Source organism: Philodulcilactobacillus myokonensis (assembly GCF_027923585.1).
In the GTDB taxonomy this organism is placed as follows: domain Bacteria; phylum Bacillota; class Bacilli; order Lactobacillales; family Lactobacillaceae; genus Philodulcilactobacillus; species Philodulcilactobacillus myokonensis.
The window spans coordinates 35,798-52,358 of record NZ_BRPL01000004.1; the positions used below are offsets into that span (position 1 = coordinate 35,798).

The 16,561-nt window shown below is 30.9% G+C and carries 12 protein-coding genes, 1 CRISPR repeat array and 1 other annotated feature; of the genes, 11 read left to right on the top strand and 1 reads right to left on the bottom strand.

All coding sequences use genetic code 11. The features are described from left to right. The first annotated feature begins 204 nt into the window (after window positions 1–204). The 11 genes from WR164_RS08395 to WR164_RS07470 all read left to right on the top strand — a co-directional run bounded on the left by WR164_RS08395 (window position 205) and on the right by WR164_RS07470 (window position 15,969). The gene (locus WR164_RS08395) at window positions 205–783 is read left to right on the top strand and encodes a DUF488 domain-containing protein (protein WP_309297716.1); all 579 of its coding nucleotides are present in this window, start codon (window positions 205–207) and stop codon (window positions 781–783) included. Window positions 784–790: 7 nt separating this feature from the next. Beyond that, the gene (locus WR164_RS07425; RefSeq protein ID WP_373876923.1) at window positions 791–1,093 is read left to right on the top strand and encodes a CHY zinc finger protein; all 303 of its coding nucleotides are present in this window, start codon (window positions 791–793) and stop codon (window positions 1,091–1,093) included. 454 nt (window positions 1,094–1,547) lie between these two features. Continuing rightward, a complete protein-coding gene (gene cas9 / locus WR164_RS07430; RefSeq protein WP_286136974.1) occupies window positions 1,548–2,792 on the top strand; it encodes a type II CRISPR RNA-guided endonuclease Cas9 in 1,245 nt (414 codons plus the stop codon). Beyond that, window positions 2,785–5,832, top strand: coding sequence for a type II CRISPR RNA-guided endonuclease Cas9 (gene cas9 / locus WR164_RS07435; RefSeq protein WP_286136975.1), 3,048 nt, complete (start codon window positions 2,785–2,787; stop codon window positions 5,830–5,832). Before cas9 (WR164_RS07430) ends, cas9 (WR164_RS07435) begins: the two co-directional genes overlap by 8 nt. Window positions 5,833–5,890: 58 nt before the next feature. Further along, window positions 5,891–6,793 (top strand): type II CRISPR-associated endonuclease Cas1, encoded by a 903-nt coding sequence (gene cas1 / locus WR164_RS07440; RefSeq protein ID WP_286136976.1) that lies wholly within the window; start codon window positions 5,891–5,893, stop codon window positions 6,791–6,793. After that, complete coding sequence (gene cas2 / locus WR164_RS07445; RefSeq protein WP_286136978.1) at window positions 6,771–7,076, top strand: CRISPR-associated endonuclease Cas2; 306 nt, start codon at window positions 6,771–6,773, stop codon at window positions 7,074–7,076. Before cas1 ends, cas2 begins: the two co-directional genes overlap by 23 nt. Continuing rightward, window positions 7,073–7,741, top strand: a complete 669-nt coding sequence (csn2, locus tag WR164_RS07450; RefSeq protein ID WP_286136979.1) for a type II-A CRISPR-associated protein Csn2 — start codon at window positions 7,073–7,075, stop codon at window positions 7,739–7,741. Before cas2 ends, csn2 begins: the two co-directional genes overlap by 4 nt. 191 nt (window positions 7,742–7,932) lie before the next feature. Next, window positions 7,933–9,085: direct repeats of the CRISPR family, unit length 36 nt; unit sequence GTTTTAGAAGTATGTTAAATCAATAGGTTTTAGATC. Between the two features lie 310 nt (window positions 9,086–9,395). After that, complete coding sequence (locus tag WR164_RS07455; protein ID WP_286136980.1) at window positions 9,396–9,887, top strand: HXXEE domain-containing protein; 492 nt, start codon at window positions 9,396–9,398, stop codon at window positions 9,885–9,887. Window positions 9,888–10,082: 195 nt separating this feature from the next. Further along, window positions 10,083–10,328: a binding site (T-box leader), on the top strand. A 79-nt stretch (window positions 10,329–10,407) separates the two neighbouring features. Beyond that, on the top strand, window positions 10,408–12,690 hold the full coding sequence (gene metE / locus WR164_RS07460) for a 5-methyltetrahydropteroyltriglutamate--homocysteine S-methyltransferase (RefSeq protein WP_286136981.1): 2,283 nt from the start codon (window positions 10,408–10,410) through the stop codon (window positions 12,688–12,690). Then, complete coding sequence (gene metF / locus WR164_RS07465) at window positions 12,677–13,573, top strand: methylenetetrahydrofolate reductase [NAD(P)H] (protein WP_286136982.1); 897 nt, start codon at window positions 12,677–12,679, stop codon at window positions 13,571–13,573. The genes metE and metF overlap by 14 nt, the downstream gene beginning before the upstream one ends. Window positions 13,574–13,776: 203 nt before the next feature. Continuing rightward, entirely contained in the window at window positions 13,777–15,969 is a 2,193-nt protein-coding gene (locus tag WR164_RS07470; protein ID WP_286136983.1) for a beta-glucosidase, read from the top strand. Window positions 15,970–16,155: 186 nt separating this feature from the next. On the opposite strand, the gene WR164_RS07475 is transcribed toward WR164_RS07470, so the two are convergent. Then, window positions 16,156–16,437, bottom strand: coding sequence for a hypothetical protein (locus WR164_RS07475; RefSeq protein ID WP_286136984.1), 282 nt, complete (start codon window positions 16,435–16,437; stop codon window positions 16,156–16,158). Window positions 16,438–16,561: the final 124 nt, after the last annotated feature.

Here is a 16,561-nt window from a genome sequence, read left to right on the forward strand (position 1 = left end):
TAATATCTTTGATATATTAAATATGGTTGAGAAAGGCACTGGATCCATGTCGATTGGTAACATGATGAGTTGATTACTTGAGTTACCGCCCAGCATAAAAGAGAAGCTAGCTGATTACTAGCTTCTTTTTTATTTGGATTGATTTGTTTATATGAAACGATGTTGGTATTATTTACATAATTATTGATTAAAGGGGATTTTACATTGCTAAAAATTGAACGGATTTATAATAAACCTTTTGATTTAGATGGTTATAGAATTTTAGTTGATCGGATGTGGGCCAGGGGAATTTCTAAATCTGACGCTAAACTCGATCAATGGGCGAAAGATATTACGCCATCACCGGATTTAAGAAAATGGTTTAATCACGATGATGATAAATTCAAAGAGTTTAGTCAAAATTATATGCAAGAATTGGAACAGAATCAGGATGCACCTAAGTTTGCTAATTTAGTTCAAGACAAATTAAAAGATGAAAACGTAATTTTATTATATGGTGCTAAGAATACTAAGTGCAGTCATGCCATCGTTTTGAGGCATTACCTGAATCAAAAATTAAATTTAAAGGCACAACCAGATGATTTTAAATCACTACTTTATAATGATGGTGAGGGCAATCGTGCTAAGAATTTAGAAGGACCATACCAATGGTTGAAACAGCATCCTGAAATGATTAAAAAATTAAATTTAAATTTGGGCAAACCGGGTAAAATTTATATTGGAAATTCTAATAAGTCACTCGATCACCAAAGTTTAACTAAATTAGTTTTGAATAGAGGATAGATAAATTTTGAATAAAATTTACGGAATTAAGTTAGATGAGCAGGGACGTTGTATTCATTACCATACTGAAAATGACATTGTCGCTTTGATGTGTGCACAATGTCAATGTTTTTATGCTTGTTATAAGTGTCATGACGAGATGAATGATCATCAATTTAAACCGATGCCAATTGATAGTACTAAGGTACTATGTGGTAATTGTAAACATGTGCTATCTTATCAACAGTATCAGAAAGGCAGTTGCCCGTTTTGTAAGCACGCGTTTAATCCAAGGTGTAAATTGCATAAGGAAATTTATTTTAGAAAATAGATTTGGATAGGATCAGGGATGATGGTTATTTCTGATTTTTTTATATATGTAAGTACTTTAATATTATAGTATTTAAGTATTATAATAGTTATTATTTTAATAAAATTTTATATAAATGTATTAAAGAAATTATGAGAAAATAAAAAAGCACTATATTAGAATATTATTTCTAGTATAGTGCTTTTACATTTTATGTATGCCCTTTATAAAAGGGCCAAAGATATAAACTTTTGCGTTTGATTTTAACTCAGTATGTTAAATCAATAAGTTTTAAATGTTGGGAGCTGCCCAACAAAATAAATTATATACTTAAATCCATCTAAATTCAATGAAAAATTGAATTTAGATATTAAGTAGAATATAATTATTTATTGTCTACTAATTATATATTTACCAGAATAGTTTATAAATTATATATTTACCAGAATAGTTTATAAATTTTAAGGAGATTTAAATGAAAAAAATCAAAAATTATCATATTGGATTAGATATTGGTACTTCATCAATTGGTTTTGCCGTAATTGATGATCACAATAAGATAATACATAAAAAAGGTAAAAATATTATTGGAGCTCGCTTGTTTAATGAAGGGAAAACGGCAGCTGAACGTCGTAGTTTCAGAACGACAAGGCGTCGATATAAACGTCGCCAATGGAGAATTAATTTATTAAATCAACTTTTTATTAATAATTCTAACTTAATAAAAGAAGATCCTAATTTCTTTAAACGTTTAACACAATCTAACATATCTAATAAAGATCCACGCAAAAAGTATTTTGGCTCTTTACTCTTTCCAGAAAATGAAAAAGGAGATAGTGATTTTTATCGAAATGGGGACCATCATTTAACCATATATCATTTAAGACATAAATTAGCTACGGAAAATAAAAAGGCTGATATTAAGGAAATTTATCTTGCAATTCATCATATTGTAAAATATCGTGGTAATTTTTTGGATAATACCCCGGTTTCTTCCTTTGAAGCTTCTGAATTACATCTTGATGAACTTTTTCCTTTAATTAATAATTTATATGATAATTTACAAATTAAATTTCATTTAAACACAAGTAATTATAAAAAAATCGGTAATGTTTTATTAAGTCATGAAATTAAAAATGTTGATAAGAAGAAACAGCTTTCAGAATTAGTATTAAATAATAGTATTTGGAAAAATATTCAAGATAAGGATATTCAAAAAAATGTAAATAAAGTTAATCAGAATATTGGAAAAGAAATTGCTGCTCTTATTATTGGATATAAATCTAAAATAAATGTTCTTTTAAATATGGTTGACGCTGATAAAATAACTTTAAAATTATCTGATGCAAATAGTGATGACCAACTACTATCTATTATTGATGATAATAATTTAAATGATAATCAAAAGGATATTTTATTAACATTAAAGAAAATATATTCTCGATACAAATTAAATCAAATTATTCCTAACGGTAAAACATTTTCTGAAGCGATGATTGATCGTTATCATCAACATCATGATCAGTTATCAAATCTTAAAAATTTGATATCATTAATAAATAATAAAGAATTACAAAATGATTTTAAATTAGCTTATGCACTATATATTGGAAATCTAAATCAGGAAAACTTTAATCAAGATGATTTTAAAAATTTACTTAACAATATTAAGGGTAATGCTACTAAGAGTATTAAGAGTGTTAATAAGGGTAATGGGTAATCAACATAAAATATCACAAGATGATTTTTATTCTATTATGAAAAATTTATTTGATTGTGATGCATTTCAAAATATCATTAGAAATTCAAATAAAATTAAAAGTTATGTTGATGAAATCAGTGAATTAATTGATAATCAAAATTATTTATTGAAACAAAGAAATAACGAAAATGGAAATATACCACATCAAATTCATCAAATTGAATTAGATAATATTATTAGAAACCAAAGTAAGTATTATCCTTGGCTTAAAGAACAACAACGTAAGCTTGATATGCTTGTTTCATTTAGGGTTCCTTATTATGTTGGTCCAATGATTACTAAAGAAGACCAGCAAAAATCGTCTAATGCTGATTTTGCATGGATGGTTAGAAAAGAAGCTGGTCAGATTACTCCTTGGAATTTTAATCAAAAAGTTAATCGAATGGCAAGTGCTAATCGATTCATTAAGCGCATGACGGTGAAAGATACCTATTTACTAAGTGAAGATGTGTTACCAGATAATAGCTTGATTTATCAAGAATTTAAGGTGTTAAATGAACTTAATTTTATTAAAATTAATGGTAAACGTTTAGCAGATGATGTAAATCTTAAACATAAAATATATAATGATCTTTTTAAGAAAAATAAAACCGTTTCAGTTAAAAAACTTCAAAATTATTTCTTATCTAAATTAGGGTATCCTAATAAACCAACTATTACAGGATTATCCAATCCAAAGAAATTTAATAATGGTTTAATTGCATATAATGACTATCATAAAATTTTTGGTGAACAAATAGATAATCCAGATTTACAAGATGATTTTGAAAGAATAATTGAATGGTCAACTGTTTTTGAGGATCGTAATATTTTTGAACAAAAATTATTGGATATTAAATGGTTAACTAAAGATCAACGTAAGCAACTTATTAATAAACGTTATAACGGTTGGGGAAGATTATCTAAAAAGCTTTTGACCGGATTAAGGAATAAGCAAGGCGAACGGATTATTGATGTTTTATGGAATGAGCGTGCTAATTTTATGCAGGCTATTTCTGATCCATCAATTAAAGAACAAATTGATAAAATTAATGGTCAACAAGTTCATGAGATGGGGATGGAAAGTATTTTAGATGATGCTTATACTTCACCACAAAATAAAAAGGCCATCCGACAGGTTATGAAAGTCGTTGAAGATATTCAACGCGCAATGGGTGGACAAGCTCCAACTTCAATTTCCATTGAATTTACCAGAAATCCAGAAGATAATTCAGAAATTAAAAAAAGCCGCGCAAGCGAAATCAATAAAAAATATGTGAGATTATCTAAACAAATAGATAAAGGATTAATGGATGAATTTAAGTCAGCTAAGAAGAAATATAAGGGACTGACCGATCGATTATACTTATACTTTACACAACGAGGTAAGGATATTTATACAGGTCATAATCTTAATATTGATCAACTTCAAGATTATGATATTGATCATATTATTCCCCAATCATTTATGAAAGATAATTCTCTGTCTAATCGGGTCCTTACGAGTTCCAGTATTAATCATGAAAAGGGGGATGCAACACCTTTAGATGGATTGTCTAATTCTAGTAAATGTAATATTTATACCATGATTCCAAAATGGCAAAGTATGGAACGTCAAGGTTTAATTTCGAAACGTAAATTAAAGAATCTTCAATTACGTGTTGATAAAATTAATAAGTATGTGAAAAATGGTTTTGTTCATCGCCAATTAGTAGAAACTAGCCAAGTGATTAAATTAGTTGCTAACATTTTAAAGAGTCATTATCAAAGTGATGACACTAAGATTATTGAAATTAAAGCTAAAATGAATTCTGAGATGCGTGATACTTTTGATTTATATAAGAGTCGTGAAGAAAATGATTATCATCACGCTTTAGATGCATACCTAACGACATTTAATGGATGCTATTTATACAGAAGATATCCTAAATTAAGAAATTATTTTGTATATAGTGATTTCAAGAAATTTGCTAGTATTGATAACGTGAAAAATCTAAATAATTTTACTTTCTTGCATGATATTACAAATCCTAGAGATAAAAATGAAAATAAAATCTATAACAATGATGGTGATCTAATTCTAAAGCGTTTAGATGCTATTAAGTATATTAAATCTATTTATAACTATAAATTTATGCTGATAACCCACGAAGTTTCTACCAGGAAGGGTCAACTATTTAATCAGAGTGTTTACCCAGCCGGAAATGTTCATAGTAAAATAAAAATTAAAAAAGATAGACCCGTTAATATTTATGGTGGGCATAGTGGTAATACAGATGCCTATATGATGCTTGTAAAAATTAACGATCCTAAAGGAACTAAATATAAAGTTGTCGGATTGTCATTAAGATATTTAGATAAGGTTAATCGGTTAAAGAAAAATGATTCTGTAGAATATAAAAAGATGATACACCAAATTGCAGGTGATTCATTATCTAAGAAAGACCGAAAAAATGGATACCAAGTTGTTTTAGATAAATTAATGTATCGTCAGTTAATCATTGATGGTGATGAGAAGTATACTTTAGGAAGCTCGACATATAAATATAATGCTCGTCAATTGGTCTTTAATAATGAGACCAATAGAACAATGGCGCTCTTAAATCCAGATCGTAAAGTAAGCCAACGCTATCATAGTGATTTAAATGAATTGTCTGATAAAGAAATTAGTCAACGCTTTGTAGATGCCTATCAAGATATTTTAAATAAGGTGAATAAATATTTACCACTTTATGATAAGAGTAATTTTAGAAATGGATTGAATAAAGGATTGAATCTATTTAGAGACTTACCTAATTATTATATTAATAAGCAGAATGGTAAATTCGATTTATTGATCAATATTTTAAATGGGATCCATGCTAATCCGACGTATATTTCAGTTAAAGAAATTGGTATAAAAACGCCTTTAGGGCAAATGCAGTATAGTTCAGGAATAAATTTATCGCCAAATGCATACATTATTTACCAATCACCAACGGGGCTATTTGAACGTAAATTACAAGTTAAAAAACTATAGTAAATTAAAAAACGATCATATTTAAAATCGGTTTTTAATCATGGAAAGGAATTTATTTATGGGATGGAGAAGCGTTATTATATCTCAACATGCTAAATTATCATATTCAGCACATTCAATGAATGTTCAGACAATGGATGGAATTAATATTATTCCAATTGATGATATTTATTTAGTATTAGTGGCAACAACACAAGCAGTTATTACAACAGAATTAATTAGTCAGTTGAATAAGAAACAAGTAAAAATTATTTTCTCAGACAATGATGGTGAACCAGCTTGTGAAACAATTAATCATTATCCAAATGATAGAAGTTTATTGCTTTTAAACCATCAATTTAAATGGTCAAATGACAGAAAACAAATTCTTTGGACTAAAATTGTTAATCAAAAAATGATTAATCAAATATCCGTTTTAAGAATATATAGAATTGATACTAAATCATTAGATAATGAGTTAGATAAATTAGAAGTAGGAGATACAACTAATCGTGAAGCAGTTGTAGCAAGAAAATATTTTAAATTACTTTTTGGAAAAGAATATTCTAGGCGAGATTTCTTACCTATGAATGCAGCATTAAATTATGGTTATTCGATATTACTATCTGATTTTAATCGAGAAATTACTGCTAACGGTTATCTAACATATTTAGGAATCCATCACCACAGTGAAGAAAATCATTTTAATTTAGGATCAGATTTAATGGAACCATTTAGGCCAGTTATTGATTTATGGTTGGCTAATCAAAGATTTAATCAATTAACTCCGGATGTGAAATTTGGTTTAGTTCGTTTATTAAATATTGAAGTAAAATACAATGGTCGAAAGACAATTTTAAAAAATGCAATTGCTCAATATACTAGAAATTGTTTAAAATATTTAACTAAAGGGAAAGATTGTACAGTAAAGGTGGAACTAATAAATGAGGTACCGAATAATGCGATTAATGATAATGTTTGATTTACCGACTGAAACGAGCGAAGATAAAAGAAACTATCGTCATTTTAGAAAAAGTTTGATAAATGAAGGCTTCGTGATGATTCAATATTCTGTTTATGCTAAGGTTTGTGTTAATCGTCTTTCAGCTAAATTTATTGATAACCGAGTTTCAGCCTTTGCACCGCAAAAAGGTGTTATTCAAAGTATGATGATGACTGAAAAACAATATAATGACATGCATTTTATTACAGGAAAGCCAGTTGAAGACATAAGAAACACTTCAGATCGGACAATTATTTTATGAATTTAACGTATGAAACGCATCATAGTATTAAAATTGATAACGGTAAAATTTCAGTGATTGGTACTAACAATCGAACGGTGTATATGGATTTTATAAATGCTTTTTCTGGAAATGATGATCAAAAGATACACTTGTTTAATGATAAATATGAAGAATTAGAATTAAATCGAAATGTTGATTGGATTGGCGATTTAATGGAAGTTCCTATTAATTCTAAATATAGTCGCCAATTAATTAAACAAATTACTGAAAATTTAACTGACAACGAGATGAATGAATTACATGAAATTAATCGTAAATTATATACTCTAGTCCAGAAGAGTTTGTTTATGGTTGATTTGCCGTTGAAAGTAACTCCTAATGACGATTTAAAAAATACCTTTAAATATGCAAATGTTCATTTTGATTCACTGGCATTAAATAATCCATATGATAAACTAAGTTCTATAATTAAGCTTCATTTAGAATGTCATGACTTATCCATTATTGGACTAACAAATGCCAGTCATTATTTAGATGGTAAACAAATTACTGAAATTGAATCTTTATGTAATAGTTCAGGAATTTCATTGATTATGTTAGAATTTAACAATATTAGTGATAGAAAATTATATCCAAATTGTCTTTTTAATTATATTGATCGGGATTTTGTTGATTGGTATTAGAAAATAGATAATATAATTGTAAATGTTTTAGATGATGTAGCTCATCATCATTATTTAATCAATAAGTTAAAAATATTATCATAATTCAAATGATAATTAATATTCATAATAAAAGCTGTTATACAAGTGCTTAAGCTGAAATTATATTGATGCGTATTTTTAAGCCATTAGAAAATGATTATAAAAAAACGGTTTTAGAAGTATGTTAAATCAATAGGTTTTAGATCTTTTTTTATATGAATGTTCATGGTGAATCGGTTTTAGAAGTATGTTAAATCAATAGGTTTTAGATCCACTAAATACTTCAACAAAACGTTTGGGCTGTTTTAGAAGTATGTTAAATCAATAGGTTTTAGATCTGAATCAGTTATTAATTGATAATCAAGGCTGTTTTAGAAGTATGTTAAATCAATAGGTTTTAGATCAGATAGAAGAAAATATGTTGATGACATTGTGTTTTAGAAGTATGTTAAATCAATAGGTTTTAGATCAACACAAAAAAGAATCGTATTTCTGAATAAGTTTTAGAAGTATGTTAAATCAATAGGTTTTAGATCTCAGTCAATGAATTAAGGATTAAGCAAGGCGTTTTAGAAGTATGTTAAATCAATAGGTTTTAGATCAAATAAGAATGTCGTTTATAATGGTTCAACGTTTTAGAAGTATGTTAAATCAATAGGTTTTAGATCGCAGCAGGATTAGCACCAGCATCAAAGTAAGTTTTAGAAGTATGTTAAATCAATAGGTTTTAGATCCAACGGGTTTTCCCTGTTTCATTCCATTACGTTTTAGAAGTATGTTAAATCAATAGGTTTTAGATCTCAAGTCAGTAACAGTCCAATTCCAATCTTGTTTTAGAAGTATGTTAAATCAATAGGTTTTAGATCATATTGCTTATCTGATAGTGGGTTTCGTCGGTTTTAGAAGTATGTTAAATCAATAGGTTTTAGATCAACAAATATTTCTAGACATCAGCGCGCTTTGTTTTAGAAGTATGTTAAATCAATAGGTTTTAGATCTATCAGAGTTATTCAATCTATGATGAGCGGGTTTTAGAAGTATGTTAAATCAATAGGTTTTAGATCATCATTGTTGTTTGGTATCAACAATTCCAAGTTTTAGAAGTATGTTAAATCAATAGGTTTTAGATCTTCCAACCGTTATTTTTCGTTTACTCACTAGTTTTAGAAGTATGTTAAATCAATAGGTTTTAGATCACGACTTTATATGATATTTTTAATAATTCTGTTTTAGAAGTATGTTAAATCAATAGGTTTTAATTATATAAGAATCACTTCTGCGCATGCAGTTTTAAAAGTACGTTAAATTAATAAGTTTTAGATTTTATACTATTCATAGTAGCTCTATGAATATATACCAATAGAAAGAAAGGAATTTTTAAATAAATTATCATGAACAATAAAACATTAAGTATAGCCGCATTAATAGTATCAATTATTGCTTTGATGATAAGTATTATTAACTATTTTATTTTCTAAGGTTAGATTATAAAATAAAAACCGTCCGGAACTTTCGACAAAGTGATCTTATTAAAAAAGTAATTGCTAGACATCATACGGTATTATTTTTATAATGACTTAATTATATATAATTAGCGTACTCACAACAAAAGTAATAAATAAGTTGGTGAAAAATGTTAACCTCAAACGTCCTAATTTCATTATTTCCCTCTTTCTTCATGCTCCATGAAATGGAAGAAATTATATTTTTTAATAAATTTAAACAAACTATAATTCCGAAATTACCTTTAAAAATTAAGGATAAAATGGTGAATGCATCACAATCATTATTCAGCTTAATTATTTTAGAAGAATTAATATTACTGATGATATTTACATATATCATTTTGATTCATCCTAATTTTAATTATTTATATGTTTCACTTATTTTAGCTTATGATTATCACATTATTGGTCATATTATTCAATCAATTTTAGTTCGATCATACACACCTGGACTAGTTTTAGGAGTGATTAGTGGTATTTTAAGTATCTACTGGATAGTTAATATTCCAGTTTTAAACTGGATTTTGACGTTTATCCTATCTCTTGTTTTCATAATTTTAATTGTGATTAATTTAATTTGTTGTTATCAAATTGGTTTAAAATTTAGATTTAAAAAATAAATTAATGTTTATTGTAATTGTAAAAGGATTATAATGATGCTCTTAAGGTAATAACGTTGGTTAATCGCTTTGTTGCTTACCTTGGTATTAGGGACTAGATTTAACTAGACCTTTCTTTTTACCCCATTTTTTAAAATTATTTTAATAATTCCCTTGCATTTATTAGAATTTGATTGTATTATGCTTATAACATAATTAATTGCAACGAGCGGATAAGTAATGAAGAGGTTTTGATCTAAAGAGAGCTGTGCTGATGAAATGCAGTGTTTGAATGCTTCATGAAAATGGTCCGGGAGCAATGTTAGCTAATGAGATGAATTCAAGTTAGCTACGAACAACCTTCGTTATCAGGTTCAAGGATTCCTCGGAGTCCTTCGTAAGGGTAATTAGATTTAATTACCGAAATAGAGTGGCACCGCGTTATACATAAACGCCTCTAAACTAATCATTAAGTTGATATAGTTTAGGGGCGTTTTTTATTACCCAAATTAATTAATTACAAATTAAAGGAGCGAGTCATATGAGTACAACGATTATTGGATTTCCCAGAATTGGTCATCATAGAGAATTAAAATTTGCAACAGAGCATTATTGGAAGCATGAAATTGACCAGAAGGCATTATTAAAAGTGGGCCGTCAATTGCGTAAAACACATTGGCTCGCTCAAAAGAAGGCTGGGATTGATTTAATTCCAGTTGGTGACTTTTCATTTTATGATAACTTATTAGACGTTGCGAACGTTTTGAACATTGTTCCAAGCCGATACAAACAATTAAAGCTTTCAAAGCTAGATGAATACTTTGCCCAAGCTCAAGGTTATCAATCTAATCAAGGCAATGTCAGGGCATTACCATTAAAGAAGTGGTTCAACACCAACTACCATTACATTGTGCCGGAATTTAGCGATGAAACTAATATTAAGTTGGTTGGCGACAAATTATTTAATGAGGTTGATGAAGCCAAAGCACTAGGTATCAATCCGAAGGCGGTTATTATTGGCCCTTACACCATTTTGAAGTTAGGACGTTTCGTTGATGGCAAGCAGCCAGTTGATTTTGTTAAACCACTGATTGAAGCATATTCAAAAGTTTTAGACCGTTTGAATCAACAAAATGTTTCATGGCTTCAAATTGACGAACCGGCTTTATCATTCGATGTTGATTCAGAAGACCACCAACTCTTTGACAAATTATACGATGGAATTTTGCGACGAAAGGGCAACGTTAAAGTTGTTTTGCAAAATTACTTTGGTGACATTCGCGATGTTTATACCGACGTGATCAAGAAACCATTTGATGGAATTGGTTTGGACCTTGTTGAAGGTGATGAAAATATTCACTTGATCCAACAACATGGTTTTCCATCAGACAAGGTTCTCTTTGCTGGGGTTGTGAATGGCCGTAACGTTTGGCGAAATAATTATGACCAAACAATTGAATTATTAAGGTCATTGAATGTTAAATCGCCAGTCGTTTTAAACACATCGACTTCACTTTTGTTTGTTCCATACACTGCTGAAGATGAAGACGAAGTGGCACCGGATGTTAGACAACATTTAGCATTTGCCATCCAAAAGTTGAATGAACTGCATGAATTAGACCATGTTTTACAAGATGATGATGAAGGAAAACGAGCTTTAGCTGCCAATGAAAAATTGTTTCATGACGTTAAACATCCCTATCGTCCCGCTGTCCACCACCGAATCAATCAACTTCAACCGCAGGATTACATTAGAAAACCGGAACGATCCGAACGTGAAAAAATTCAAAAGAAGACCTTTGACTTGCCAATCTTACCAACCACGACGATTGGTTCGTTCCCGCAAACCAAGGATGTTCGTGCTAACCGCCATAAGTTTAATCAAGGTAAGATTACAAAAGAAGAATACGACCAGTTTAACCGCAACAAGATCAAGCGGATCATCAAATGGCAAGAAGATGTTGGGTTAGATGTCCTAGTTCACGGTGAATATGAACGAAATGACATGGTTGAATACTTCGGTGATAACCTGGATGGCTTTGCATTTACCAAGAACGGTTGGGTTCAATCATACGGAACTAGAGGTGTTAAACCACCCATTATCTGGGGTGATGTTCAAAGGACCCATCCGATTACCGTTGCCAGTTCGGTCTATGCCAATAGTTTAACGGATCACTATGTTAAAGGGATGATTACTGGCCCCGTTACCATCTTCAATTGGTCGTTCTCGCGTGAAGACATTCCGCAAAAGGAAGTTGTTACCCAAATTTCATTAGCATTGCGGGATGAAGTCCTTGATTTAGAAAAACATGGGATTAAAATTATTCAAATTGATGAACCAGCATTACGTGAAGGATTACCCCTAAGAAAATCTGATTGGTACGTTAAGTATTTGAACTGGGCGGTTCCTGCATTCCGTTTGGTTCATAGTGGTGTGAAACCAACGACCCAGATTCATACCCACATGTGCTATAGCCGTTTTGGTGATATTTTGGATGCCATCGATGATTTGGATGCTGACGTCATTTCATTCGAAGCTTCCCGTGGTGACTTTACTTTAATTAATGAGTTAGCTGAAAATCATTTCCAGACAGAAATGGGTCCAGGAGTCTATGATATTCATTCACCACGGATTCCATCTGAAGAAGAAGTTCAGGATTTGATTACTAAATTAGTTCATAAGTTGCCGGTTAAAAAACTATGGGTCAATCCAGATTGTGGATTAAAGACTAGAACTGAAAAACAGGCATTTGAAAGTTTAAAGAATATTGTTGAAGCAACCAAGCGGGTTCGGAAGGAGTTGTCTGAAAATGTGCATTCATGATTTGTTTAAACACAAGACTGTCTTTTCACTGGAAGTTTTTCCACCCAGACGTCAATCATCCAATGGCCGCATTATTAAAACCCTTTACGATTTGAACACCGTTCAACCTGATTTCATCTCGGTGACACTTGGCGCTGGTGGAACAACCAGAAGTCAACAAACGACCAAGATTGCTGATATCATTCAAAACACTTTTCACGTTCCAGCGGTGGCACATGTTCCAGGCTTATATCAAACAAAAGCACAAGTTATTAATTTAATTAAGCAATTACAACAATCAAACGTTAAAAATATTTTAGCTTTGCGTGGTGACAAGATCAAGGGACTACAATCTGAAGGTGATTTTCAGCATGCCAATCAATTAGTTCGCTTTATTCATGCTAATTTTCCAAAGATTGACATTGCGGGCGCCTGTTATCCCTATCCACATCCCGAATCACAAAACTATGTCGATGACATCGAGCACTTGAAGTTAAAGGTTGATGCCGGTTGCACTCATTTAATTTCACAATTATTTTTTGATAACCAAACTTTTTACAATTTTGAAGAACGGACAGCGTTAGCAGGGATTCACGTTCCAATCGAGGCTGGAATTATGCCCTGCACTAGTAAAAAGCAAATTGAACGGATTACTGAAATTGCCCACGTCCCGATTCCAGAAAAGTATCGTCACATGATGAATCAATATGCAGATGATCCAAAAGCAATTAAGGACGCTGGGATTGCCTATGCCATTGATCAAATTATTGACTTGGTATCCCACGGTGTTGATGGCATCCATTTATACACAATGGATAAAGCAGATGTAACGCAGAGAATTTGGGATGCAACTAAAAATATTTTCGCATCCAAACGAAATCAGCACCGTCACGTCCTTTCTTGAAAGCACCATCAAAAATAAAATAGGATCAAGAATCCGCACTCTAATAAAATTAGAATGTGGATTTGCTTTTTAATATATATTTTAAAATTATTAGGCTATAATAAAGTTGATTCATAGATGAAAGCGAATTCATCATTTTGCTGTTCATCATTTTTGAATGTTGTTTAGCTTGATTGCATTAGTATGTAAGGGGATTATCGGTTATGAACAACAAATTTAATTTGGCTTTTGTTCAAAAGTTAACGGTGGAAGAAAAAGCTGCATTAGTTACTGGTAGAGAATTTTGGTTTACAGCAGAGAATAAGGATAAAAATATTCCAAGTATTTCAATGTCAGATGGACCCTCGGGACTTAGTCGACAATCAGACATGTCAGGAAATTCTGCTAAAGCAGTCGGTTACCCAAGTTCGTGTCTAACTGCATCTTCATTTGATACCAAAATGCTATTTAATTTAGGCAAACATCTTGGGAGTGCCGCACGTTCCCAGGATGTTAATTTATTATTAGGCCCCGGAATTAATATTAAACGTTCACCGCTAGGCGGCCGTAACTTTGAATTCTTTTCGGAAGATCCATATTTAACTGGTGAATTAGGCGTTGCCTATGTTAATGGGGTTCAATATGAAGGTACCGGAGTTAGTGTAAAACATTTTGCTGCTAATAATCGTGAAAACCAACGTTTCACTGCTTCTGTTAATGTTGACGAAAGAACCCTAAGGGAAATTTACCTTCCAGCATTTGAAAAAATCGTAAAGAACGCTAATCCAGCTTGTATCATGTGTTCATATAACCCGATTAATGGAAAATTAAATTCACAAAATTACCATTTATTGACTGAAATTCTTCGAGATGAATGGGGATATAAAGGTGTCGTGATGTCTGATTGGGGAGCCGTTGCTGATAAGATTGCTTCTTTAAATGCTGGTTTAGACCTTGAAATGCCAGGGAAAGGTCAATATTCAATCAAACAAGTTGTTGATGCCGTTAAAGACGGCAGTTTAGAAGAATCAAAATTAAATTCAGCTGCATTGCAGGTACTAGAATTAGTTGATCAAGTCACTTCGAAAACTTTTGATTATGATAATTTTAGTATGGATAATCAACACCAATTTTCTGAAGAAGCTGCCGAAGATAGCATGATTTTATTAAAAAATGAACATAAAACCTTACCGGTGAAAAAATCAGATAACATTGCCATTATTGGTCAGTTAGCCAAAACTCCTCGATACCAAGGTGGTGGCAGTTCCCACGTTAATACTTATAAAGTTGAAACGCCTTTACAAATTGCGGAAAATAGTGGTTACAAAGTTAAATACGCTGATGGGTACAACATTAAAGAAAATGGTGACAATCAGGATTTAACCGATCAAGCTACCAATCTAGCTAAAAACAGTGATAAAGTAATCTTTTTTGCAGGCGTTCCGGCAAGCTTGGAAGCAGAAGGTTTTGATAAAACTAATATTTCATTACCTGATAACCAAAATCGTCTCATTAAAAAACTTGCTCAATCCAATTCTAATATGGTTGTAGTTTTGCAAAATGGTTCGCCCGTTGAAATGCCGTGGATTGACGATGTCTCTTCCATCCTAGAATCGTACCTAGCCGGTGAAGCTGTCGGATCTGCTACTTGGAATATCTTAACCGGTAAAGTTAATCCTTCTGGTAAGTTACCTGAAACTTTTCCAATTAAACTATCAAATAATCCTACTGCTGGTACTTTTGATCGTAGCAAGAGTGAAGAAAATTATCATGAAGGAATCTTCGTTGGTTATCGTTTCTATGACTTAGCAAAAGTTGATGTGAACTATCCATTCGGTCATGGCTTAAGTTATACGACTTTTAAATACAGCAATTTAGTTGTTAATGATGATACTGACCATGTTGATGTTGACTTTGATATCATTAATACTGGGGATGTTGTTGGTAAAGAAGTTTCCCAAGTCTATGTTCAAAATAAAGTTAGTTTAGCAGAATTACCATTAAAAGAATTGAAGGGGTTCCGCAAGGTTGAATTACAACCTAACCAAACTAAACATGTCTCTTTGAAATTAGATCGTCGTAGTTTTGCTTGGTATGACACTAAAATTCCAGGTTGGCATGTCGATAATGGAACCTACACTATTTTAATTGGTAGTTCATCACGAGACATTAGATTAAAGGAAAATGTGCAAGTTGATTTAGGTAGCAATTTATACAAAAAAGTTACCCCGAATACCTATATTAAAGAAGTTGTCGAACGTCCCGATTTACAGCCTGCCCTTGAAAAAGTTGGCATTAAAGATGCCATGCACAAGATCAGAGCTGATCATCAAATTTTTCCAATTCGAGGAGCCAATATGTTTGGTGTTGATCCGAATAAAGTTGATGAATTTATCAGATTAGTTAATCATAAGTAATTAAAATTAAGATATTAAAAAATAAAAATTCATCCCCAAATTAAATTATTTAGGGATGAATTTTGATTTGACTATGTATTGGATAACGCACGAAAGGAGCCCTTAAAGTTAAATTAATTGTAATTTAACGCTAGGGGTTCATTTCGGATTTAATTTTTGTGAATTGATTAAAATCTATCTCTTAAATTATTTATTAGCTTTATTGGGGAATTCACTAACATGACCCAAAGCAACATTGAATGGCAAAATATCTTCCACCGTTCCGAATGTATTTCTAGTTCGATTAATAGCATGAAACAGTGCCTTGATAATTTCGACAACATCATCATGGGTTAAATTATTTGGTTTGGATGATTTTAATTTTTCACTCAATTCTTTCGCAGAATCTGTTTCAGTATCATCCAATGCAGAGTGAATAATTGTTAAATCATCGTCAGTTAGTTCGCCTGATAAATCATATGTTTTCATAACTATTTCTCCTTTCACCTAGAATATACGCTTAATGTATTCAAGATTCAAATGAAAATAATTATATTAATCATTAAAATCATTTTGCCAAAAGTAAATTTTATGCTTTATAATAATATTAATT

Excerpts from the sequence above, each read along its gene's own strand:
- cas9 (WP_286136974.1), top strand. The coding sequence starts at position 1,548 with ATGAAAAAAATCAAAAATTATCATATTGGATTAGATATTGGTACTTCA.
- cas9 (WP_286136975.1), top strand. The coding sequence starts at position 2,785 with ATGGGTAATCAACATAAAATATCACAAGATGATTTTTATTCTATTATG.
- cas1 (WP_286136976.1), top strand. The coding sequence starts at position 5,891 with ATGGGATGGAGAAGCGTTATTATATCTCAACATGCTAAATTATCATAT.
- cas2 (WP_286136978.1), top strand. The coding sequence starts at position 6,771 with ATGCGATTAATGATAATGTTTGATTTACCGACTGAAACGAGCGAAGAT.
- csn2 (WP_286136979.1), top strand. The coding sequence starts at position 7,073 with ATGAATTTAACGTATGAAACGCATCATAGTATTAAAATTGATAACGGT.
- WR164_RS07455 (WP_286136980.1), top strand. The coding sequence starts at position 9,396 with ATGTTAACCTCAAACGTCCTAATTTCATTATTTCCCTCTTTCTTCATG.
- metE (WP_286136981.1), top strand. The coding sequence starts at position 10,408 with ATGAGTACAACGATTATTGGATTTCCCAGAATTGGTCATCATAGAGAA.
- metF (WP_286136982.1), top strand. The coding sequence starts at position 12,677 with ATGTGCATTCATGATTTGTTTAAACACAAGACTGTCTTTTCACTGGAA.
- WR164_RS07470 (WP_286136983.1), top strand. The coding sequence starts at position 13,777 with ATGAACAACAAATTTAATTTGGCTTTTGTTCAAAAGTTAACGGTGGAA.
- WR164_RS07475 (WP_286136984.1), bottom strand. The coding sequence starts at position 16,437 with ATGAAAACATATGATTTATCAGGCGAACTAACTGACGATGATTTAACA.